This window comes from Mucilaginibacter gracilis (assembly GCF_003633615.1).
GTDB classification, from domain to species: Bacteria; Bacteroidota; Bacteroidia; order Sphingobacteriales; family Sphingobacteriaceae; genus Mucilaginibacter; species Mucilaginibacter gracilis.
In genome coordinates, this window is sequence record NZ_RBKU01000001.1 from 6,313,183 (window position 1) to 6,335,707 (window position 22,525).

Annotated in this window: 23 protein-coding genes; 10 read left to right on the forward strand and 13 right to left on the reverse strand. The window is 41.3% G+C overall.

The features are described 5' to 3' along the window. Nucleotides 1–23: 23 nt before the first annotated feature. From BDD43_RS28165 to BDD43_RS28185, 5 genes are all read right to left on the reverse strand, one after another. Entirely contained in the window at nt 24–1,043 is a 1,020-nt protein-coding gene (locus BDD43_RS28165) for an asparaginase (RefSeq protein WP_121201550.1), read from the reverse strand. A 35-nt stretch (nt 1,044–1,078) separates the two neighbouring features. Further along, nucleotides 1,079–1,846 carry a TatD family hydrolase gene (locus BDD43_RS28170; RefSeq protein ID WP_121201551.1) on the reverse strand — a complete coding sequence of 256 codons (768 nt, stop codon included), beginning with the start codon at nt 1,844–1,846 and terminating at the stop codon, nt 1,079–1,081. 55 nt (nt 1,847–1,901) lie between these two features. Next, a complete protein-coding gene (locus BDD43_RS28175) occupies nt 1,902–2,906 on the reverse strand; it encodes an FKBP-type peptidyl-prolyl cis-trans isomerase (protein WP_121201552.1) in 1,005 nt (334 codons plus the stop codon). A gap of 63 nt (nt 2,907–2,969) precedes the next feature. Continuing rightward, nucleotides 2,970–3,968, reverse strand: a complete 999-nt coding sequence (locus BDD43_RS28180) for an FKBP-type peptidyl-prolyl cis-trans isomerase (RefSeq protein ID WP_121201553.1) — start codon at nt 3,966–3,968, stop codon at nt 2,970–2,972. A 2-nt stretch (nt 3,969–3,970) separates the two neighbouring features. Further along, nucleotides 3,971–4,981 (reverse strand): DHH family phosphoesterase, encoded by a 1,011-nt coding sequence (locus BDD43_RS28185; protein ID WP_121201554.1) that lies wholly within the window; start codon nt 4,979–4,981, stop codon nt 3,971–3,973. A gap of 124 nt (nt 4,982–5,105) precedes the next feature. On the opposite strand from BDD43_RS28185, the gene BDD43_RS28190 reads away from it, so the two are divergent. Both BDD43_RS28190 and BDD43_RS28195 read left to right on the forward strand, forming a co-directional pair. Beyond that, nucleotides 5,106–5,525 (forward strand): nucleoside-diphosphate kinase, encoded by a 420-nt coding sequence (locus BDD43_RS28190; protein WP_121201555.1) that lies wholly within the window; start codon nt 5,106–5,108, stop codon nt 5,523–5,525. 143 nt (nt 5,526–5,668) lie between these two features. Further along, on the forward strand, nt 5,669–5,866 hold the full coding sequence (locus tag BDD43_RS28195; protein ID WP_121201556.1) for a hypothetical protein: 198 nt from the start codon (nt 5,669–5,671) through the stop codon (nt 5,864–5,866). A 2-nt stretch (nt 5,867–5,868) separates the two neighbouring features. Here BDD43_RS28195 and BDD43_RS28200 read toward each other — a convergent pair whose 3' ends face one another. Further along, nucleotides 5,869–6,159 (reverse strand): DUF721 domain-containing protein, encoded by a 291-nt coding sequence (locus tag BDD43_RS28200; RefSeq protein ID WP_121201557.1) that lies wholly within the window; start codon nt 6,157–6,159, stop codon nt 5,869–5,871. Further along, a complete protein-coding gene (recF, locus tag BDD43_RS28205) occupies nt 6,152–7,252 on the reverse strand; it encodes a DNA replication/repair protein RecF (RefSeq protein WP_121201558.1) in 1,101 nt (366 codons plus the stop codon). The genes BDD43_RS28200 and recF overlap by 8 nt, the downstream gene beginning before the upstream one ends. A 132-nt stretch (nt 7,253–7,384) precedes the next feature. Here recF and BDD43_RS28210 point away from each other — a divergent pair, with 132 nt between their 5' ends. The 3 genes from BDD43_RS28210 (at nt 7,385) to ytxJ (ending at nt 9,245) form a co-directional block, all read left to right on the forward strand. After that, a complete protein-coding gene (locus BDD43_RS28210) occupies nt 7,385–8,062 on the forward strand; it encodes a tetratricopeptide repeat protein (RefSeq protein WP_121201559.1) in 678 nt (225 codons plus the stop codon). A 120-nt stretch (nt 8,063–8,182) separates the two neighbouring features. Continuing rightward, nucleotides 8,183–8,677: a 6,7-dimethyl-8-ribityllumazine synthase gene (ribH, locus tag BDD43_RS28215; protein ID WP_121201560.1), complete on the forward strand. Its 495-nt coding sequence runs from the start codon at nt 8,183–8,185 to the stop codon at nt 8,675–8,677. A gap of 238 nt (nt 8,678–8,915) precedes the next feature. Then, nucleotides 8,916–9,245: a bacillithiol system redox-active protein YtxJ gene (gene ytxJ / locus BDD43_RS28220; protein WP_121201561.1), complete on the forward strand. Its 330-nt coding sequence runs from the start codon at nt 8,916–8,918 to the stop codon at nt 9,243–9,245. A 100-nt stretch (nt 9,246–9,345) separates the two neighbouring features. Here ytxJ and BDD43_RS28225 read toward each other — a convergent pair whose 3' ends face one another. After that, the gene (locus tag BDD43_RS28225; RefSeq protein ID WP_121201562.1) at nt 9,346–9,747 is read right to left on the reverse strand and encodes an OsmC family protein; all 402 of its coding nucleotides are present in this window, start codon (nt 9,745–9,747) and stop codon (nt 9,346–9,348) included. Nucleotides 9,748–9,966: 219 nt separating this feature from the next. On the opposite strand from BDD43_RS28225, the gene lipA reads away from it, so the two are divergent. The 3 genes from lipA to BDD43_RS28240 are packed head-to-tail and all read left to right on the forward strand — an operon-like array spanning nt 9,967 to nt 12,286. Further along, a complete protein-coding gene (gene lipA / locus BDD43_RS28230; protein ID WP_121201563.1) occupies nt 9,967–10,845 on the forward strand; it encodes a lipoyl synthase in 879 nt (292 codons plus the stop codon). Between the two features lie 26 nt (nt 10,846–10,871). Further along, the gene (locus BDD43_RS28235; RefSeq protein WP_121201564.1) at nt 10,872–11,423 is read left to right on the forward strand and encodes an RNA polymerase sigma factor; all 552 of its coding nucleotides are present in this window, start codon (nt 10,872–10,874) and stop codon (nt 11,421–11,423) included. 2 nt (nt 11,424–11,425) lie between these two features. After that, nucleotides 11,426–12,286 (forward strand): anti-sigma factor, encoded by an 861-nt coding sequence (locus tag BDD43_RS28240; protein WP_121201565.1) that lies wholly within the window; start codon nt 11,426–11,428, stop codon nt 12,284–12,286. 2 nt (nt 12,287–12,288) lie between these two features. On the opposite strand, the gene BDD43_RS28245 is transcribed toward BDD43_RS28240, so the two are convergent. From BDD43_RS28245 to uvrA, 3 genes are all read right to left on the reverse strand, one after another. Continuing rightward, complete coding sequence (locus BDD43_RS28245) at nt 12,289–12,870, reverse strand: pyridoxamine 5'-phosphate oxidase family protein (RefSeq protein WP_121201566.1); 582 nt, start codon at nt 12,868–12,870, stop codon at nt 12,289–12,291. A gap of 219 nt (nt 12,871–13,089) precedes the next feature. After that, complete coding sequence (locus BDD43_RS28250) at nt 13,090–14,583, reverse strand: NAD(P)H-hydrate dehydratase (RefSeq protein ID WP_121201567.1); 1,494 nt, start codon at nt 14,581–14,583, stop codon at nt 13,090–13,092. A gap of 84 nt (nt 14,584–14,667) precedes the next feature. After that, nucleotides 14,668–17,535: an excinuclease ABC subunit UvrA gene (gene uvrA / locus BDD43_RS28255; RefSeq protein WP_121201568.1), complete on the reverse strand. Its 2,868-nt coding sequence runs from the start codon at nt 17,533–17,535 to the stop codon at nt 14,668–14,670. Between the two features lie 211 nt (nt 17,536–17,746). Between uvrA and BDD43_RS28260 the strand changes: the two genes are divergently transcribed. Beyond that, nucleotides 17,747–18,334: a hypothetical protein gene (locus BDD43_RS28260; RefSeq protein WP_121201569.1), complete on the forward strand. Its 588-nt coding sequence runs from the start codon at nt 17,747–17,749 to the stop codon at nt 18,332–18,334. A gap of 70 nt (nt 18,335–18,404) precedes the next feature. Here BDD43_RS28260 and BDD43_RS28265 read toward each other — a convergent pair whose 3' ends face one another. Next, nucleotides 18,405–19,235 (reverse strand): lytic transglycosylase domain-containing protein, encoded by an 831-nt coding sequence (locus tag BDD43_RS28265; protein WP_121202152.1) that lies wholly within the window; start codon nt 19,233–19,235, stop codon nt 18,405–18,407. 367 nt (nt 19,236–19,602) lie between these two features. On the opposite strand from BDD43_RS28265, the gene BDD43_RS28270 reads away from it, so the two are divergent. Next, nucleotides 19,603–21,129, forward strand: coding sequence for a pseudouridine synthase (locus BDD43_RS28270; protein WP_121201570.1), 1,527 nt, complete (start codon nt 19,603–19,605; stop codon nt 21,127–21,129). 174 nt (nt 21,130–21,303) lie between these two features. Here BDD43_RS28270 and fbaA read toward each other — a convergent pair whose 3' ends face one another. Next, entirely contained in the window at nt 21,304–22,383 is a 1,080-nt protein-coding gene (gene fbaA / locus BDD43_RS28275) for a class II fructose-bisphosphate aldolase (protein WP_121201571.1), read from the reverse strand. Nucleotides 22,384–22,525: the final 142 nt, after the last annotated feature.

Here is a 22,525-nt window from a genome sequence, read left to right on the forward strand (position 1 = left end):
CGCATCTCTGCAAGGCAATGTGTTTAATACCAGGTAAGTTCGCCCCTTAAATCCTGTTCAAGTAAGCGGGTTACCTTTTGCGGGTCTTGTTCCTGGCCAAGCAGGTACATCATTTTAGTGATGGCAGCTTCGTAGGTCATGTCATAACCGTTGGCAACACCCATATCTTTAAGTTGCTTGCTGGTTTCGTAGCGGCCAAGTTCAACCGTACCAACTTTACATTGCGATATATCAAGTATTACCTTACCGTTATCTATGGCGTTTTTTAGCGCATCAATAAACCAGGCATCGGTGGTAGTATTACCGGCACCAAAAGTTTCCATCACAATGCCGCGCACATCCGAGTTTAAAATGGTATCTACCACTTTAGAGCTTATGCCGGGGTATAGTTTAAGCACCGCAATATCGTTAGCCAGGTTTTTGTGAACCTTAAAAGGTGCATCGATAGGTTTGCGGATATAGTTTTCGCTAAAGCGGAGATGCACGCCTGATTCCACAAGCACCGGGTAATTGGGCGAACGGAATGCCTCAAATTTTGATGAATTATATTTAAACGCGCGGTTACCGCGAAACAGTTTATAATCAAAATAAATACCAACTTCGGGCACCAGGGCGCGTCCCTCTTTAATTGACGAGGTTATCTCAATGGCCGTCATCAGGTTTTCTTTGGCATCGGTGCGAATGGCACTTATCGGCAATTGCGAACCGGTAAATATTACCGGCTTGGCCAGGTTCTCCAGCATAAAGCTTAATGCCGAAGCGGTAAAGGCCATTGTATCCGACCCGTGCAGAATTACAAAACCATCAACCCTATCGTAATATTTTTCGATAATGGTTGCAAGCTCGGCCCATATTTCGGGGTTCATGTTTGACGAGTCAATGATCTGATCGAACGAGCGTACTTCTATCTGGCAATTTAAACGCTCCAGTTCGGGCACGTTATCCATGATCTGCTCAAAATTGATGGGTTTGAGTGCTTTGGTTTTCGGATCAGTCATCATACCAATAGTACCGCCGGTATAAATGATCAATATCTTAGTCATGGATATATTATGTTTTCGAGTAAATACAATCGTTATTAAACACCAAATATTTTAACCGAATTTTCGGTGGTTATGGCTGCAACGGTTTCCACCGATACTTGGTGCAGATCAGCAATTTTTTGAGCGATATATACCAGGTATGATGATTCGTTAGGCCGGCCCCGATTTGGAACGGGCGTAAGATAAGGAGAATCTGTTTCTAAAACCATATCTTTCAAATCAATTTGTTCTACAATTTTATCCAGGCCTGCATTTTTGTAGGTAACTACGCCGCCTATGCCTAAATAAAACCCTAAAGCTATTACTTGTTGAGCCTGTTGCAGCGTTCCGCTAAAACAATGAAAAATACCCCGCAGTTTTTCGTCATTCTCCTCTTGCAAAACGGCAAATACTTCGTCAAATGCATTGCGGCAATGGATAACTATAGGTAAATCCAGTTGTTTGGCCCAATTTATTTGCTTTTTAAAGGCCGCCTGCTGCTGGGCTAATGTGGTTTTGTCCCAATATAAATCAATACCAATTTCGCCTATGGCGTATATCTTTTTACCGTTGCCGGCAGCTATAATAGCATCCAATTGAGTTTCCCACCCTTCCTTAACATCGCATGGGTGCAGGCCAAGCATAGCAAAACAATTTTGAGGATAAGCATCAGCCAAATCAAAAACCTGCGTTACCGACGACAGATCGACATTTGGTAAAAACAAGCGGCTTATATTTTTTTCCAGGCAGCGTTGCATCAACGCTTGGCGTTTTTCAATATCGTTTTCGTAGTACAGGTGGGTATGCGTATCTGTTAATACCATGCGGCAAAACTAACAAAAAATGCCTTCTGTTGTAACAGAAGGCATGGGGTTATTGTTATTTGTTAACAACGGGTTTCTTTTTTAGCGGTTTTTTAAGCGTCGTTTTCTTTTTCACGGCAGGTTTGGCTACCGGGTGCTTACCTGGTTTTACTTTAACCAGTTCCACTTCAAAAACTAAAGTGCTGTAGGGTTTAATATCGGCACCCGCACCCTGCTCGCCATAAGCCAATGCCGAAGGAATTATGAACGTTGCTTTTTCGCCTTCGTGCAATAATAAAAAGCCTTCTTCCCAGCCTTTAATTACGCGTGCTTTGCCCAACACAAAATCTAAGGGCTCGTAAGGGCGGCCAGGTTGGTTTATGCCTGCGGCTTTGGCAATGCTTTCAATACTGGTGTCAAAAACTTTACCTTCAAGCGTGTGCCCTACGTAGTTTACATACACCGTATCGCCATTTAAGGGCTTGCGTTTTAATGTAGGCACATTTACCACATAGTTTAAGCCCGATGGGGTAGCCTTTGCAGCTATTTTTTTATCGGCTATATATTTTTGCAGGTTAACCATTTCGGCAGCTTTAAGCTTCAGGCCCTCGGCTTTGGCCTTTTCCATAGCGGCGTTGCGCTCGGCCATGGCTTCATCCACGCTTTGTATTTTCTCAATTTTCAATATAAAAACAAGGCTGCTGCCCTTGCCTAAAAATGGCGGACGTTGCTCTTCGTGCCCAACAAAAATCGAATCGGTAGGTACCTTAACCAATGCACTGTCTTTATCGGCCAATAGTGGGAAAATGTCCATCAGGTCGCCAATATTTTGCGATGGCTGTACCTGCAACTTAACCGCTGTGCCGTTTTTATATGTACTAAAAAGCACCGAATCTTTATCTGTTTTTTGTATTACATTAAATGTAATTACATCGCTCACTTTTATTTTGGTACCGGCGTTTGCAGTAAAAATATGGTAAGCCAGCCCTTTAGGAGTAGTTTTTAAAGTAAGCTCCTGAGCCTTTGCCTGGTTTAAAAATGCAATTGCCGTAAGCGAAAGCAAAAAATGTTTAATGTTCATGTTTTATAAATAAAAAGCCTCCCCCGCTAACCGGGAGAGGCATAATATAATAATAGTTTATTGTTACTTTGTTATTGGCTGACTAGTAGTTGGCATTTGCATTTGCGGAATTACCGGTTTTGGTGCATTGGGGTTTGGGTGGATAATATCAAGTACCTCAACTTCAAAAACCAATGGAGCAAAAGGAGGGATAGGGCCGCCACCTTGTTCGCCGTAACCTAAAGCCGAAGGTATAATAAGGGTAGCTTTAGATCCTTTGTTTAACAATAACAAACCTTCGTCCCAACCTGCAATAACCTGGTGTACACCAACCACAATATGTGCCGGTTTGTATCTTTCGGGCATCATTGGCTGGTAAACGCCTTTGTTTTCTTTCTTCATTGCCTCTTCTTTAATGTTGGTATCAAATACCTTACCGTTGGTAAAATGGCCAATGTATGATAAAACCGCGGTATCGCCCGGAGCAATGTTAGAGCCGCTACCTGGTTTGGTAATAACGTAGTTAATGCCCGATGCTGTTTTGGTTACGGTTAGCTTTTTATCTTCAATGTAGCTCTTAATTTTTCCTGGCTCGGCAGCTTTAACCTTATCGGTTACGCCTTTAAAGTAATCTTTAATTTTTGCCTGAAAAGCAGCATCACTAAGTGTACCTTTAGGTATAACCTTGGTAATACGTAAGTAGTAGTTAATGTATTTACTTTTAAACGGAGGTTTTTGCTGACCAGGGCTTTTTTTCAACATCGTATCAATATTGTTTTTAACAATAACGCTATCGCCTTCGTTCAACAACAATAAAACACTTTGCAAATCGCCTTTAAATTGCGTTTTTGGTACCATTGCAGCTACCGGGTGTCCGGTTTCGTAAGTGCTGGTTAAAACCGAATCACCGTCTGTTTTAATTACCCATTCGATGCTGATAAAATCGCCTTCTTTGATAGCCGAACCACTTGAATTGTGGTCAACAACGCTATATAGTGTACCACCGCCACTATCTTTAAATCCACCTTTACAGCCTGCTAAACCTAATGCAATAACTGCTAAAAACTTCCAGTTTTTCTTCATTTCTATTGTGTTAATAATTTTTTGTATTCGGGTAAAATTGATTTAAATTGTTTAACTACGTCTTCCAGCGAATCGGTTGAGCTTCCACCCGCCGCGTTGCGATGCCCGCCGCCGCTAAAATACTTTTTACAAACTTCGTTGGCCGGAAAATCATCTCTCGATCTGAGCGATAACTTAATCTTGTCGCTGCGTTCAACTATAAACGCCGCTAATTTAATGCCTGTTATTGATAATGCAAAATTTACAACACCTTCTGTATCGCCGGTAATAATTTGATAACGTTCAAGTTCTTCACGGGTAACACTGATGAGGGCTGTGTGGTATTCGGGCAGTACTTCAAGCTTGCTGCTGAGGCAAAAGCCCAGAAAGCGCAATCTCGATTCGGACGAATTATCATACACCAACTGATGGATCCGCGCATTATTTGCCCCGGCATCAATTAAATTTGCTGTAATGCGGTGTACCGCCGAGGTTGTTAGCGGAAACCTGAACGAGCCCGAATCCGTCATGATGCCCGTATATAAGCACGATGCTACGTCCTTATTAATAAGCTCGGGCTCCTGCATTACATCGGCAATAAACTCGTAAACCAATTGGGCCGATGCACAAGCGTTAATATTCCACCATCTCCAGTCGTCAAAATCTTCGGGTTCCAGGTGGTGGTCTATCATTATTTTATAAGCACTGGCTTGCCTAACCACTTCGCCCATTTCGTTAATACGGCCAAGTGCGTTAAAATCAAGGCAGCAAATAATTTCGGCCTTATTTATCAGTTCGTTTGCAATGGCGGTTTGCTCGGTGTATATAATAACCTCGCCGTTGCCGGGCATCCAGTCAAAAAACTGAGGATAATCAGTAGGGGTTATTACCTTAACATGGTGCCCTTTTTGAATCAAATAGTTATATAAACCTAACGACGAACCCATAGCATCGCCATCGGGTTTGTGGTGTGTGGTAATTACTATTTGTTTAGGTTTAGCTAATAAATCCTTCAGCGCAGGTGTTTCTAACATTAATACATCAAAAAAGAGATGCAAAGCTAAATAAATAAATGAAATACAAAACCATGTATTTTATTGTATTAACTTTATTATTCGTGACTAAAATGTACCTTTGCGACGTTTATAATTTATAAAAATGACAACAAACAAAACTTTCACCATGATTAAACCCGATGCTGTTGCTGCAGGCCACATCGGTGCTATTTTAGATAAAATTACTAAAAGCGGATTTAAAATTATTGCTTTAAAATATACTGCCTTAAGTGCCGAAAAAGCCGGACAATTTTACGAGGTTCATGCCGAACGTCCTTTTTATAAACACCTGGTAGCGTTTATGTCTTCGGGACCGATAGTAGCCGCTATTTTAGAAAAAGATAACGCTGTTGCCGATTTTAGAACACTTATAGGTGCTACCGACCCATCAAAAGCAGATGCAGGTACTATCCGCCAGCTTTTTGCAACCTCTATTGAAGCAAACGCCGTACACGGATCAGACTCTGACGAGAATGCACAATTAGAGGGTAGTTTCTTTTTCTCGGCTTTTGAGAAATTTTAATTACTTTTAAGTAAATACTTTGATTTTTTAGCTAAACACACTTATATTTGTGTTGATAGCATCTATAACGTGTTATAGCTAAAAAATCAATTATAATATGGCGCTATAAATTCGCTATCACTAATTCAACAGCAGGTTAAACAATGAAAAAGTTTCAAAAAATTATTTTTTACGCCATCTCCATCGTTTTGTTGGTGGTGTTTTCATTGTACACCTTCCACTTTCACCCCGAAGTACAATTGGTATTTTTAATACCAGGTATATTTTTAGTTATTTATTCGGCATTGATAAACGATTTGCCGAAGAAAAAACGTGCCGCCAGCAACCGCATCGGTCACTAATTTTATAGCAGTACTATAGTTTCTATCAACACACTTCCGGCTTTCTCGTTAACCTTTTCAATAATTTGAGATCGCATTTGCATAATCTCATTTTTCACTACCGAGGATTCGATACGCAAAAAAAGCCTTTTTTCGTAAATGTATATCTCTTTTGTGCGGCTCGCAACCATTTTGCCCATCAACTCGGGCCATGCCATTTTTATCGAAGTTTCGTCAAACTTGCGTTTTATTTTATAAACATTAAGCATTTGCTCAATGGCTTCTTTCATGGTTTTATCGTTAGCCTTACGCATACACTACTCCTTTATCAACTTTAAAAATATTAATTGCCACGTTAAGCTCGCTAAATATACGGGTTACCCTATCAACACTGGTATCGGTAATAAAAACCTGTCCAAAATTATTGTTCGATACCATTTGCATCAGTTTCCGTGTACGGTTTTCGTCGAGTTTATCAAAAATATCATCAAGTAACAGCAAGGGTTTAAAACCGTTTCTATTATTTAAAAAAGTGTACTGAGCAAGTTTCAGCGCTATCAAAAAAGATTTTTGCTGCCCCTGCGATCCAAATTTTTTCATGGCCATGCCATGTATTGCAAAATGCAAATCATCCTTATGTATACCATAAGTGGTGCGTTCAAGTGCCCTATCCCGCTCTACCGATTTTTTTAGCAACGCGGTAAAATCATCATGCAGCAATTGCGAATCGTAAACCAGCTCAACAAGTTCGGCATCATCGCTCAAAAAACTGTAGTGTTTATTAAATATAGAAGTGAAAACCTCCATAAACTCTTTCCGTTTACCAAAAATTTTATTGCCCGATGTGGTGAGTTGCTCATCGTATACTTCCAGCAATTGCGGGTCGTACCGCCCGGTATCGGCAATTAGCTTGAGCAAAGCATTGCGGTTGAGCAGCGTTTTGTTATAGGCAATCAGTTCGTCCAGGTAATTATGGTCGGTTTGCGATATTACGTTATCAATAAACTTGCGCCGCTCTTCGCTCCCTTCAATAATGATGCTGATATCATACGGCGATATCATCACCAACGGAAACAAGCCAATATGGTCGGCCAGGCGTTGATACTCCTTTTTGTTACGTTTAAATTGCTTTTTTTGGTTGCGTTTTAAACCGCAGGCAATAACTTCGGCCTTGTTGTTTTTTTCAAATATGCCGTTCACCATAAAAAAGTCGGCACCTTGTTTAATTTGCTGGCTATCAATAGGGTTAAAGTAACTTTTGCACAGGCCAAGGTAATGTATAGCATCAAGCAGGTTAGTTTTGCCAGCACCGTTGTTACCGGCAAATGCGTTTACACCGGGTTCAAAATTTAATTCGGTTTCGGTATAATTTTTAAAGTTAAGTAACGAGAGGTGCTTTAAATACATATTGATAATGTTTCCAAAGTTAAGATATAAGCCTGTTTTTGGCAGTAAAAAGATGCTTATTATTTAAACACGATTAGCTATTGCTAAAAAATTAAAAAAACGTATTTTTGCAAACTTAATTTTAGAGTAGAAATGTCAAACACCCAGGTAAATACCCGTATTGTGCAAGCAGATAATGATTTTGGCCAAACAGGCAAATTTGTAAGAGAAAACCAAAAAAGCTTATTATTTATAGTAGGAGCCATTGTGGCCCTTATACTTTTATATATCGCTTACCAAAAATTTTACCTGGCCCCCCGCGAATCTGAAGCGGCCGATCAAATGCACGTTGCACAAGATTTATGGACCAAAAAAGAATGGGACAAAGCAATTAAAGGTGATGCCGGTTACCCTGGATTTGAAAAAATTATTAACGATTATAGTAGCACCAAGGCTGCCAACCTTGCTTATTTTTACTTAGGTACAGCCTATTTAAACAAAGGCGAATACAGCAAGGCCATTGATAACCTAAACAGCTTTAGGGGCGACGATAGCTTTGTTGCAGCCGAAGCCTTAGGCAGCACAGGCGACGCTTATGTTGAATTGAAAGATTTTGATAAAGCCGAAACCTATTTTAAGAAAGCTGTTGATAAAGCTAAAAATGATTTTTTATCGCCTTTATATCTTAAAAAATTAGCTTTGGTTTACGAAGCAAAAAAAGATTACAAATCGGCTGTTGATACTTTCGAAAAAATTAAAACCGATTACCCAACAAGTGCCGAATCGCAAAATGCCGACGAATATATTGCCCGCGAGCAAGCAAAGCAATAAATTAGAGATTGGCTATTTGTTGTTGAGTTAATAAGTTATTGGGTTCTCTAATATCCTTAACAATTAAAAATTCAACAACAAAGCCAACAACTCAATAACAAATAATTTAATAACTAAACAATGGCAACGCGTTTAAAAAACCTTTCCGATTTTTCGGACACAGCAATACCTTCTGCGGCTCCATACCGTTTTGGTATTGTTGTATCCGAGTGGAACTCGGGTATTACCAACGCATTGTATGGCGGTGCTTACCAAAGCCTTATCAACCACGGTACCCTGCCCGATAATATTTTTACCTACCAGGTACCCGGCAGCTTTGAGCTTACCGCCGGTGCCGATTTGCTGCTTAAAAACCTTAAACTTGATGCCGTAATATGCCTGGGCTGTGTGATACAAGGCGAAACCAAACATTTTGATTTTATTTGCCAGGCCGTTGCTAACGGTGTAAGCAATGTGGCCATAAAGTACAGCAAACCGGTTATATTTGGTGTTTTAACAACCGATAACCAACAACAGGCCGAAGACCGTGCAGGCGGCATACATGGCAATAAAGGCGACGAAGCCGCCGTTACTGCGATAAAGATGGCCAGCCTTGCCGAAATATTGAACAATTAAAGCTATATTTAGCTACTAATTTATAGTACGGTATGAGAAAATTAATTTGCATTATTGCATTACTTGTTGCCTTAGGGAGTATTACCTCATCTTGCTCGCAATACCTATGCCCGGCCTATGGGCAGCAGCACAGAAAATAACAGTGCTTTGTCAATTTTTGGGGTTCATTTCTTTAAGCATGGTTTTTGCTCCACCTTTGCAGGTAATAAAACCCGTTGCACAAAAGAATTATTGAACTATGAACTGGACATTAATAGAATCGGCAGATCAGTTAGAGAACATCAAACAAAAAGCTGGTAAAAGCATTATATTTAAACATTCCACACGCTGCTCTATCAGCATGATGGCAAAAAAAAGATTTGAATTAGAGTGGGATATGCTGCCTAAGGATGTTTCTCTTTATTTTTTAGATCTCATTAAACATCGCGAACTATCAAACCAAATAGCGGCAGATTTTCACGTACACCATCAATCGCCCCAAATGTTACTCATCCAAAACGGTGAATGCATTTTAGATCAATCTCATGGCGAAATATCTGTAGAAGAAGCGGTTTCAGTGTTAGTCTGAAGTTATTAGTCTTTAGTCTTAGGCCGGGAGTCTAAAGAATTGTTTAAGACACTCCGAACTCAAGACTAAAGACTCAGGGCTCAAGACTAAAAACTAAAAATCACCATCCAAAATCTACCGTTTTAACCAAACTATCGTTTAGGCTATAATAAACGGGGCAGGTTAAGGCAGCGTCTTCAAGCAGTTTTTTTTGTTCGTCGGTGTAGCTTTTCGGGAAATCAAACTTCACAACAATTTCTGATACCCGGCGTGGGTTGGCAGCCATTATTTTTGTAATGGCGCATTTAGCCCCGTCCATGTCAATGCCGTCTTTGGCTGTTCTGATAGCCATTGTGGTTAGCATACAGGTTCCTAACGCCGTTGCTAACAAATCGGTAGGCGAAAAAGCCTCGCCTTTACCCTGGTTATCGGTAGGTGCATCGGTTATAATTTGAGTGCCCGATTGTAAATGTGTGTTTTCGGTACGAAAGCCGCCAACATATGTGGTTTCAACAGTAGCCATAGTGTAGTTATTGGTTATTTGTTTATTAAGTTAGTTGTTATTATGCTGATAGCTATATTATACAAGTTGGAGCACTTGATTTTACGAATTTATATTGATACAAGCTAAACTCAATCACTTCATAAACTCAATCAACCACTCACTAAATAATTGACACAAAACTAACAACTCAATAACCAATAACTCAATAACCAATATATTTTTATTTATTTTTGTTTCATGATTGAGTTACCGGTTGTTTCTGCAAACCAAACACAACGCAAGCCCGATTGGCTTAGGGTTAAGTTACCCGTTGGTAAAGAGTATGCACACGTGCGTGGTTTAGTTGATACTCATAAACTGCACACCATTTGCGAAAGCGGCAATTGCCCCAACATGGGCGAATGCTGGGGAGCAGGCACTGCTACATTTATGATATTGGGTAACATATGCACCCGCTCATGCTCGTTTTGCGCGGTGGCAACAGGCAGGCCACTTGCCGTTGATATGGACGAACCTAACCGCGTTGCCAACTCGGTTAAATTGATGCAGGTTAAACACTGCGTAATTACATCGGTAGATAGGGACGATTTAAAGGACGGCGGCTCTACAATTTGGGCCGAAACCATTAATGCCATCCGGCGAGAAAGCCCGCAAACTACTTTAGAAACTTTGATACCCGATTTTAGAGGTGTTTGGGATAACCTTGACCGCGTTTTGGCCGTTAGGCCCGAAGTAGTATCGCACAACCTCGAAACTGTGCGCCGTTTAACTAAAGAGGTACGTATACAAGCCAAATACGACAGAAGTTTGGAGTGCCTGAGCCGCATATCGGCCACAGGTTTACGAACCAAATCGGGCATAATGCTTGGCCTTGGCGAATATGAAGAAGATGTGATACAGGCTATGGAAGATTTACTTGCCGCCGGTGTGCATATTTTAACACTTGGCCAGTATTTGCAACCAACCAAGAGCCATCACCCTGTAGTGGATTGGATAACACCCGAGAAGTTTACTTTTTACAAACAAATAGGTTTGGAGATGGGTTTTAAATATGTAGAAAGCGGCCCGCTGGTGCGCTCATCATACCATGCCGAAAAACATTTATTTGATTTATAACAAATCCTTCTTACTTTCATATCGTTTTGACTAAGAAGCGTAAAATATCCCTAACAGAAGAAGATCTTGTTGTTGCCCTGGGCAATCGCGATAAGATTGCTATTGAGGCACTGTACGACATGTATTCGTCCTCACTGCTTGGGGTTATATCCCGCATTGTAGTTGACACAGCCGTTGCCGAAGATGTTTTACAAGAAACATTCATTAAAATTTGGAACTCTTTTCAAAGTTATAGCGCCGAAAAAGGACGTTTATTTACATGGATGGTTAACATAGCGCGCAATTTATCAATAGATAAGGTTCGCTCTAAAGATTTTAAAAATCAAAGCAAAAACCAAGAGCTTGAAATTAACGTAACTTTTATAGACGAACAAAGAAACACAGTTTACAAACCCGAACTGCTTGGTGTTAAAGAATTAGTTGAAAAACTAAAGCCCGAGCAAAAGTTAATTTTGGATCTGGTTTATTTTAAAGGCTATACCCATACTGAAGCATCCGAAGAATTAGGCGTGCCGCTGGGTACCGTTAAAACACGTTTACGAATGGCTATTATACAGTTACGCACATATTTTAATTAAAAGTGGAAGACATTAAAGCATATATTGAATCCGGCATATTGGAACTTTACGTTTTAGGCGACTTGAGCCCAAACGAGAAGTTGCAGGTGGAAGAGATGGCTAAGATGCACCCTGAAATTAGTGCCGAACTAAATGACATACAAACAGCGTTAGAGGCATACGCAGCCGAAAACGCCATTGAACCACCCGCACAACTGCGCGACAGGGTTTTAAATAGCCTATTAACCAATTTTGCCGACGATAGGAATTTCAACACCAAACCGTTTGTAGAGCGCGACGAAATTGAGGAAGATTACGCAGAAACCGAAGACAACATTAGAGCCTTACCTACCGCACGGCCTAACAGCTTTTATAAATATGCTTTTGCAGCATCATTAGCGGCACTTATTATTAGCCTGATTGCTTTGTACAATACAAGTAACCGGTTAAGCCAATCGGAAGGGCAAATTGCCTTGTTGCAGAGCCGAAACCAGAGTTTTGCCAACCGTGTTAATTATCTTGATAACGAAATTGACGTTTTTCGCGATTCATCGGTAAAAATAATTAGGTTGCAAGGCACGCCAAAAGCTCCGGCATCAAAACTCACATTGGCGTGGAACCCCAAAAAAAAGCAAGTGATGATAGATATGAAAGATATGGAGCTTGCCCAAAACGATAAAGATCATCAATACCAGCTTTGGGCCATAGTTAATAACAAACCTGTAGATTTAGGTGTTTTCGATGCCAAGCCCGACACCGTAACCAAGTACATGCTACAAATGAAACCCGTAGCCAATGCAACTGTATTTGCAGTAACTCTCGAAAAACGCGGTGGTGTACCAAGCCCAACTATGGATCAAATGGTGCTGGCTGCCAAAATATAGCATTACGGTACCAGCCACTGGCCCTTCCAACTATCATCAGTAAATTTAAATTGAGCCCTGCGGTGCCCTGTAGGTTTTAAGCTTAGCCATTCAATAAAATTTACACAGGTTATTATTACTGCATAATTGTGGTATCCTGTAACAGTATAAACATCATTACCGGCCAAATATTCAAGCCCGTTTGATGCGTTAGCAATACCTGTAGACGGAGCCGGAATGGCCATATACGATTTGCGACCGGCCTTTGATACATTCTCCCAGTGATATAGCGCTATGTCATCGTTATGGTGAACAACTGCCTGGCCGGATAGCCTGATCTGTATTTTTTCGGCAGCATCATAAAACAGCCAGCTTAACTGCGGATGCTCGGCTATATCAGCCATCTTTGCCGACCGTTTATCGGTATAAAATATCACCTGCTTTTTATCGGGGTCAATGGCCCGTAATACCACAGTTCGCAAATTAATACCGTTGGTGCCTAAGGTACCAACAGTACCGGTATGCAAAGCATTATCGGCCATAATACTGCCATATAATAGCTTTGCCCAACATTGCGTAAAAGCCTCACTTAAAGTATCTTCCAAAACAGTCTAAATTAATGTGCAATAATTTCTATAAAACCTGTAACTATTGTATACTTCGGTACGTCTTATATACAAATCTGCTTAGTTAAAGCAAACGCAAAACCCGGCAGATTATTAAAACGAAGATTACTTTATTTAATCTTCTATCCAAACTTGAGTAATTCGTTCTTTATAAGGTCAGTTAATAGATGAAGCGGTTGCATACTACAACCGCTTTTTTTATGCCCTCATTTTTGCCAGCGTTGCAGGTATATGTTTGGCAACCTGCCCGGCCAATACCACCGAAAGCTGATTTGACAATTCGTCGCCTGCTTTGCCATGTATGTAGGCACCAATAATGCAAGCCTCCCGGGCTGCATAACCCTGGGCCAGTAACGATGTGATAACGCCTGTAAGCACATCGCCCATTCCTCCGCTTGCCATAGCCGGGTTTCCAGTTGGGTTAAAATAAATCTTTCCTTCTGGTGTACCAATAATGGTATACCTGTTTTTTAGCAGAATACAAATATTGTATTGTTTAGCCTTGCTGATAACGGTTTCAATACGTTGCCACCAGCTTGTGTGTTGGCCAAACAGGCGGTCAAACTCCTTCATATGTGGTGTTATCACACTCCCAGCGGGTATATTTAACAACAAATCCTTGTTATCGGCTATCATATTGAGTGCGTCGGCATCAATAACCACAGGGCGTTTATATTCTTTAAAAACTGCTCTTAATAATTCTATACTGCTTGCATCGGTACCCAAACCGGGGCCAATGGCAATAGTATTGTATTTTTCCCATTTAATATCGGGCAAGTCGTTTCTAATTATTGCCATTATTTCGGGCATAGAGGTATTTAAAGCCACCAAGCCACTCTGCGGAATGCAGACGGTTGTTAAGCCCGCACCTGTATGCGCACATGCCGATGAACAAAGTAAGGCTGCACCCATGGTTTGCGGCTGGCCTGCTATAATTAGGGCGTGGCCATAAGTGCCTTTATGGCTAAACGGCTTGCGCGGCTTTAGCATCTGCCGCACGTCCGACTCCTCAATCAATTGGTAAGGGCTGTTAAGCGATGCTATAAATGGTTTATCCAAACCAATATCCACCACCTTAAAATCATCCATAAATGGCGCCGACTCGGGCAATAAAAAATTAATTTTAGCTTGCTGAAAAGTTATAACCTGCCTGGCCTTTAGCACCAGTAAATTGCCTGGTATTTGGCCATCGGTATAAAAACCGGTAGGTACATCAACAGCAACAACGGTTGTATGTAAATTATTAAGATATTCAACCAATTTTGCATAATCTCCGCTAAGGGGCCTGTTTAACCCGCTTCCTAACAAGGCATCAATAATAATTTCCGAGTCATCAAAAGGTATTTCATCGTCAGCATTAATCACAAAAAAATCAATACCAACACTTTTCAGCTGCACAAAATTATGTTCGAATTCTGGCGTTGATTTTTGCGAGAACCGGGCAATTTTTACGCTTACGTTGGTATAAAAGTTATTTTTAAGTAAACGCGCTATGGCCAAACCATCGCCACCGTTATTGCCTGTGCCGCAATAAACCGTAATATTTTTTGCCTTATCGGGATAATCACATGTAAAAGCTACCACAAAGGCTTCGGAAGCACGCTCCATTAACGCTATCGAAGTAATAGGCTCGTGTGCTATTGTGTAATTATCAACCTGGCTAATTTGGGCGGCGGTGAGTAAAGGTATCATATCATTTATAAGCTAAAGCAGTTGCGTTTTGTTTTGCGATAACATATAATCTTATTGTATTTAAAGACGGATTTTTGCGATATGCTACTTACTTTTTTTAAGCTTCGTTGTCAAATCCATTTCCTTTTTCAGGAACATGCCCGTAAAACTATCCTTAACCTTACATAAGCCTTCGGGAGTACCTTCAAACAGTATTTTACCACCGCCCGAGCCTCCTTCGGGTCCTAAATCTATCACGTGGTCGGCTACTTTAATAACATCGAGGTTGTGCTCAATAACCAAAACGGTATTGCCCTTATCAACCAATAGGTTAATTACGCCCAGCAGCACGTTAATATCTTCAAAATGCAAACCGGTAGTTGGTTCGTCTAAAATATAAAACGTATTGCCTGTATCTTTTTTTGATAATTCGGTAGCCAGTTTAACCCGCTGGGCCTCGCCGCCGGATAACGTGGTTGACGATTGCCCCAGTGTGATATACCCCAAACCAACATCCTGCAAGGTTTGTATTTTGCGGTGTATAGAGGGGATATGCTCAAAAAACGGACAAGCATCCTCAATGCTCATATCCAGCACATCGCTTATTGATTTGCCTCGATAACGCACTTCCAGCGTTTCGCGGTTGTAGCGGCGGCCATTACATTCTTCGCAAGGTACTTGCACATCGGGCAAAAAGTTCATTTCAATAACCTTCATACCGGCGCCCTGGCAGGTTTCGCAACGGCCACCTTTTACGTTGAACGAAAAACGACCCGGTTTATAACCCCGAATGCGCGATTCGGGAAGGGCAACGTACAAGTTACGAATATCCGAAAACACCCCGGTATAAGTAGCCGGGTTTGACCTTGGTGTACGGCCAATAGGCGATTGATCGATCTCGATCACTTTATCAATATGCTCCAGTCCTTCTATTTTATCATAAGGCAGCGGGTGTTTCTTTGCCCTGAAGAAATGATGGTTTAATATAGGGTACAATGTTTCGGTAATCAAACTTGATTTACCGCTGCCTGATACTCCGGTAACACCAATAAGTTTCCCTAACGGAAACTCAACTGTAACCTTTTTTAAATTATGCCCCGTGGCTTTTCGCAAAGTGAGGGTTTTACCATTACCTTCCCTCCTCTTTTCGGGAACGGCGATGGAACGTTCGCCATTTAAATAGGACGTGGTAAGGGTATGCTCTTTCATTAATTGAGCGGGCGTACCTTGGGCTACAACGCGCCCGCCGTGTACACCGGCAGCCGGGCCCATATCAATCACATGGTCGGCTTCCAATATCATATCCTTGTCGTGCTCAACAACCAATACTGTATTACCCAGGTCGCGCAGGTTTTTTAGTGCGCCAATAAGCCTGTCGTTATCACGCTGGTGCAGTCCTATACTGGGTTCATCCAATATGTACATCACGTTCATTAACTGCGAGCCTATTTGCGTTGCCAAACGGATACGCTGCGCTTCGCCACCCGATAATGTTTTGGCAGTTCTGTCAAGCGTAAGGTAACTTAAACCTACATCAAGCAAAAAGCCAATGCGGGCGCGTATTTCTTTCAGTATCTCTTTAGCTATAACATTTTGGCGTTCGTTCAACCTGTTTTCCAAACCTTCAAACCAATCCCGTAAGGTATTGATGTCCATGTTGGCGAGTTCGAAAATATTTTTGCCGTCAACCTTAAAGTGCAGCGATTCCTTTTTTAAACGGGCACCATCACAAACCGGGCAGCTCTTTAAAACACGGTAGGCCTCCATATCGCCCAAAGCATCGTCGCCGCGTTTTTCCTGCTGCTCTTCCAGCATTTTTATAATACCATCAAATGATATTTGGTAATTGGTAACGTTCCATTTATTGTATTCAACGGGCACAGTAATTAACTCCTGCGCACCATTGAGTATAATTTCCAGCTTTTCGCGAGGTAATTTTTCTATCGGGGTAGCCAAAGCAAAATCATACTTTTTAGCCAGTGCCTTTAACACCTGGAAAACCCAGGTTTCGCGGTATTCGCCTAATGGCGCCAAACCGCCATTCATGATGCTGAGCTTAGGATTTGGTATAACCGAAGCCTCGTCAATCTCAAATATATAACCCAAGCCATCGCAACGCTCGCAAGCGCCATATGGCGAGTTAAATGAGAAAGTATTAGGCTGCGGCTCATCATACGATATGCCCGAAACCGGGTCCATCAAATATTTACTAAAGTAGTACAGGTTGTTATCCTTATCGGCAACACGTATAATACCTTTGGCTATTTTTAATGCGCTTTGTATTGATGTTTGCAAACGCTTTAAGTCTTTGTCGGTAACAACCAGACGGTCTACAACCACATCAATATCGTGAATTTTGTAACGATCGACCTGCATTTTGGGTTCAACGTTCAGCATTTCGCCATCAACCCAAACTTTTAAATAGCCTTGTTTGCGTATTTGCTCAAACAATTCGCGGTAATGCCCTTTACGCCCTTTTACCGATGGGGCAAGTATATTAATAGGTTGTTCGCTAAATTTTTCGAGAATGGTTTTGAGTATCTGCTCTTCGCTCATGCGCTCCATTTTCTGGCCCGATACGTAAGAGTATGCTTCGCCTGCGCGTGCGTACAGCAAACGCATAAAATCGTAAATCTCGGTAATGGTGCCTACGGTTGACCGTGGGTTTTTGCTGGTGGTTTTTTGCTCGATAGCGATTACCGGACTAAGGCCCGAAACCTTATCAACATCAGGCCGCTCCATACCGCCCATAAACTGGCGCGAGTAGGCCGAAAACGTTTCCATATAGCGGCGCTGACCTTCGGCATAAATGGTATCAAACGCCAGGGACGACTTGCCGCTGCCGCTCAAACCGGTAATTACCACCAGTTGATTACGCGGAAACGAAACATCAATATTTTTTAAATTATGTACCCGGGCTCCGTACACTTCAACTTCACTTTGCTCGCCAAGGTCAACAGGTTTTTCGATCATATAATTTGCAGCAACAATTTATAAAACTCACTTATACTTAACAAGTTTTAAAAACCTGCAAGTATCTAAAAGTGCGCAAAGATAACGAAAAATTGGCCTAACTGCTATAAAGCTTAGTATTATGAATTGATTATGATGATGACTTTGTTAATACCTATTCAGATAACAATCATTAGATTTGATATTATCAACATTATTATAAACGTTTTTCATGACGGTAAGAGAAGCATTAATTGGGTTTTATAAATTTAATAGTTTGAATTTAACGAGCGATTTTGAGTCGCATTGTGTGAGAGTTTATATCGGATGTATATTGGCTCCGGTACCTAATATTAATGCCAGAAAAAAGTATCTAAAATTTCACGATCTGCATCACATCATGTCGGGCTATGGAATTGATAGGGTTGGTGAAAGCGAAATAAGCGCTTGGGAACTTGGTTCAAGAAGTTGCCGGAAACCATTGATTTCCATTATGAATCTATTTGCTCTATCCACAGGTTTTATTTTAAAACCATCAAAAGTGACTCGTGCATTTTATCGGGGCTGCAAAAGCAAAAACCTTTATTATTTATCCGACTCGATGACAGAAGCCGATATTGATACCTTGCAAATAGAAAACATACAAAGCGGGCACTTAGAAATAAGAGATGATATCCGATATAAATGGTTAAGACAAATAGAGTTTGCAGGTTACGTATTTTTTTCTATGATTATTCATGTAACGATGTTAATAGCTGGCAAATTACTATTAACTGCCGAATTAGTAAAAAATCGCTTAACCTCAAATACCACAGCGTAAAATCCCTCACAAAAAAGGCCGGTTTGCTGTTGCAAACCGGCCCGGTAACGTGCTCCTTATTAGTTTTAGCTTAGTTAAAAGCTAACAATTCTCCGTTAATTTCGGTATTAACACCAAAAATAGGTTTCTTGTAGGTATAACCATAATGTTGAGGATCTTGAATAATCTCCTTCATGGCAATCAGGTTATACACATACGCGCCTGTTTCGGCATTCATTTTAATCCTGAAATAGTTACGTTGGCTTTGCTTGCGCATGAGGCGCGCCAAATTTGGCGAACCTGTGTTATAAGCCGCAGCAACCATTGCCCAGCTTTTAAACTCGCGGTGCAAGCCCAGCAAATATTTGCAGGCAGCAATTGTTGCTTTGCGGAGGTTTAACCGCTCGTCAACATTTTTGTTAACTTTTAAGCCATAGTCGCGCGCGGTACCCGGCATAAATTGCCAGGGCCCGTAGGCACCCCGGCTTGAGCGGCCTTCACCAAAGCCCGATTCCACTAAAGGGATGTACTTAAAATCGTCCGGTATGCCATAATTTTTTAAAATTGGCTCCATAACCGGGAACATTTTTGCAGCTTTTTTGTGTAACAGGTTGCTTTGCACATTGCTAAAACTATGTAACCTTAACGAACGTTTCATTTTACCGATAACCTTTTTATCATTCAATGGCAAGGTTTCGTTTGCAAAATTTAAACTATCAAAAGTTGTGGTTTTGTGGGCAATTATGCCTGCATAAAAGTGGCCTTCATCATAACTTTTTACGTTGTTTATAACAACTGATGGGGCACATTCTGCATCGCTTTTTGTTACAGATACGGGTTTAAACCGGTAGACTTCACTGACTGCTTTGGGCAAAACTGTCCAAAAAATTAGCAGTCGGGAGATGATCATTATCACTGCCATAACGGAGCACGTTACTAAGTGTTTGGTAATCATTTTCCTTCTTTCCATGTATAAATTTAATGGTGAATACTGCTGCAAAGATAAACCATACAATGCACGATGTCAACCATTTACAAAAAACAAGGTGGTTTACCACTTCGTTTTTGGGTTCAAAATCGCACTTTAAAGTACCTTAAACGTTGATTTTTAAGTTTGTAAAAAAATGATTTTTTTGCTTGCCCACCCCTCAATTTTGTATGTTTTTTGCTACAATTTGGCTTTGCGCGGTACCCCTATTCTGCCTAAAACAACCCATATTTAAAACTTGTTGTTGTAGTTGAAATACCTTAATTTTGCAGACCCGCTGAGACAGCGTTAATCATTCAATATGGCATTTAAAAAATCAGGAAACAGTCGCGACGACAAATCCAACAACACATCCCGCAGAACTTCTAACGGCGGACCCGACAAATCAAAAAGAACAACATCTTCATCACGCCCACGTTCCACATCAGCAGGCCCTAAAAAGTTTGAGGGTGAAAATGATGGCCCGAAGAAAAGTTTTGATGGCGAAAAAAAGTCATTCAACAAAAACTTTAACAAGCCAACCGGAGATTTTAAAAAATCACCTTACGGCACCCGCGATTTTAACCAGGGGCCACCAAAAAGCGAAGGCAGCTTTAAAAAAGCCGAAGGCGGTGATTCGCCAAGAGCAGGCCGCAGGCCATACGGCACCAGAGATTCATCTCCCGATAGCAGGCCACCACGTGAAGGCGGCTTTAAAAAAGAAGGCGCATCAGATTTTAAACGCAAACCTTACGGCACCCGCGATTCGGCTCCCGATAGCAGGCCACCGCGCGAAGGCGGCTTTAAAAAAGCAAGCGGCGATGCACCAAGCTTTAGCCGTAAACCTTACGGAACCAGAGATACCGGCGACACCCGCCCACCACGCGAAGGTGGTTTTAAAAAAGAAGGCGGCTTTAAAGGTAAAACTACTGCAGCCGGAACAGATTCAAGACCATTCCGCGCACGTAAAGAAGACGATAACAAAGACAAAAAAACAGTACCTTATAATCGCGAACCAAAAAGAACGGTAAAACCACCACAACGTTCAACCCGTGAAGGTTTTTCGGCAGCCGACGAGCAGCCCGACCGTACAATGCGTAGCCGTAAAAAATCTACACAGGACCCGGATAAAGGTAAAATAAGGCTTAACCGTTACATATCAAACGCTGGTATTTGCTCGCGCCGCAAGGCCGACGAGTTGATTGTAGCCGGTGTTGTATCGGTTAACGGCCAGGTGATATCCGAACTTGGTTTTAAGGTTGACCCTTATAAAGACGAGGTACGTTACAATGGCGAAACCCTGAAACGCGAAAAAATGGTTTATGTATTGCTCAATAAACCAAAAGACTATATAACCACCACCGAAGACCCGCAAGAACGCCGCACCGTTATGCACCTGGTTGATAAAGCCAGCAAAGAACGCATTTATCCGGTTGGCCGCCTTGACCGTAACACAACAGGTTTATTATTGATGACCAACGACGGCGACTTGGCCGATAAGTTATCGCACCCAAAAAGCAACATCAGTAAGTTATATCACGTTGAGCTGGATAAAAGCTTATCACAGGGCGATTTAAATAAAATTGGCTATGGTATTGAACTGGAAGATGGTTTGATTAAACCAGATTCGGTATCTTACGTAACCGGAGCTTCAAAACGCGAAGTTGGCATACAGATACACAGCGGTAAAAACCGTGTTGTGCGCCGAATATTTGAGAGCCTTGGCTACGATGTGGTAAAGCTTGACCGTGCCATATATGCCGGCCTAACCAAAAAAGATTTGCCCCGCGGCCGTTGGAGATATTTGGAAGAAGCCGAAATTATCCAACTAAAGCATCTCATCAAATAAAAAGGTTGTGTGAGGATGATAAGATAGCAACGGTAATGTACCGGATCTAATTTATCAAAAGCACAAAAAAAGGGGTAGAAAATTTAGTTTTCTACCCCTTTTTTTATCTATTGTCTGTAAAGGCCTTTTTTTTAGTCGGTACTACCGGCTTCTTTGGGCTAACCGTTGTTTTAGTTACAACTTGCTGTTTACATCTAAACAGTTCAAATCTTCAAAAGCCGAAGTTAGGCGCTTAACAAAGGTATCTTCGCCTTTACGCAACCAAACACGTGGGTCGTAATATTTTTTGTTTGGCGAATCTTCACCTTCCGGGCTGCCAATTTGGGTTTGCAGGTAGCCTTCCTTAGATTTGTAGTAATCTTTAATGCCTTCCCAAAATGCCCATTGCATATCGGTATCAATGTTCATTTTAATGGCACCGTATGATATAGCTTCGCGAATTTCTTCCTGGCTTGAGCCAGAACCACCGTGAAATACAAAGTTTATTGGTTTCTCGGCAGTTAAGCCAAATTTATTCTTCACGTACTCTTGCGAGTTGTGTAAAATTTTAGGTTGCAATTTAACGTTACCAGGTTTGTAAACGCCGTGTACATTACCAAAAGCTGCTGCCACTGTAAAACGCGGACTAACCTTTAATAAATGCTCGTACGAATAAGCAACTTCTTCGGGTTGGGTATATAAGCGTGAGCTATCAACGTCGGAATTATCAACGCCGTCTTCTTCACCGCCTGTAACACCTAATTCAATTTCAAGCGTCATACCCATTTTAGCCATGCGCTCCAGGTATTTGGCAGATATTTCTATATTCTCCTCAATCGGTTCTTCCGAAAGATCGAGCATGTGCGACGAAAATAAAGGCTTTCCGGTTTCGGCAAAAAATTTCTCACCATGGTCTAACAAACCATCAATCCACGGTAATAATTTTTTAGCGGCGTGGTCGGTGTGTAAAATAACAGCAACTCCATAATGCTCGGCCAATAAGTGTACGTGCTTTGCAGCCGATACACCACCTAAAATACAAGCTTGCAGTTTAGAGTTATCTAACGATTTGCCTGCATAAAACTGCGCCCCACCGTTTGACAATTGTATAATTACCGGCGAATTAACCGCCTTGGCAGTTTCCATAACCGCATTAATAGAGTTTGTGCCAATTACGTTAACTGCAGGTAGCGCAAATTGGTGTTTTTTTGCTGCTTCAAACATCTCCTGCACCTGGTCTCCGTGCAATACGCCTTTATAATTTTTTAAGTCCATGTTCAATGTTTTGGTTTTCGTTCCGAAGTTAAAAATTAATTGGAAAATAGTTAATTGTTATTGTGATATTAGGTGATAAAAACATCAATGTAACGCTGTTTACAGTATCAATATAAGTATTGATGCATTAACCTTATATATC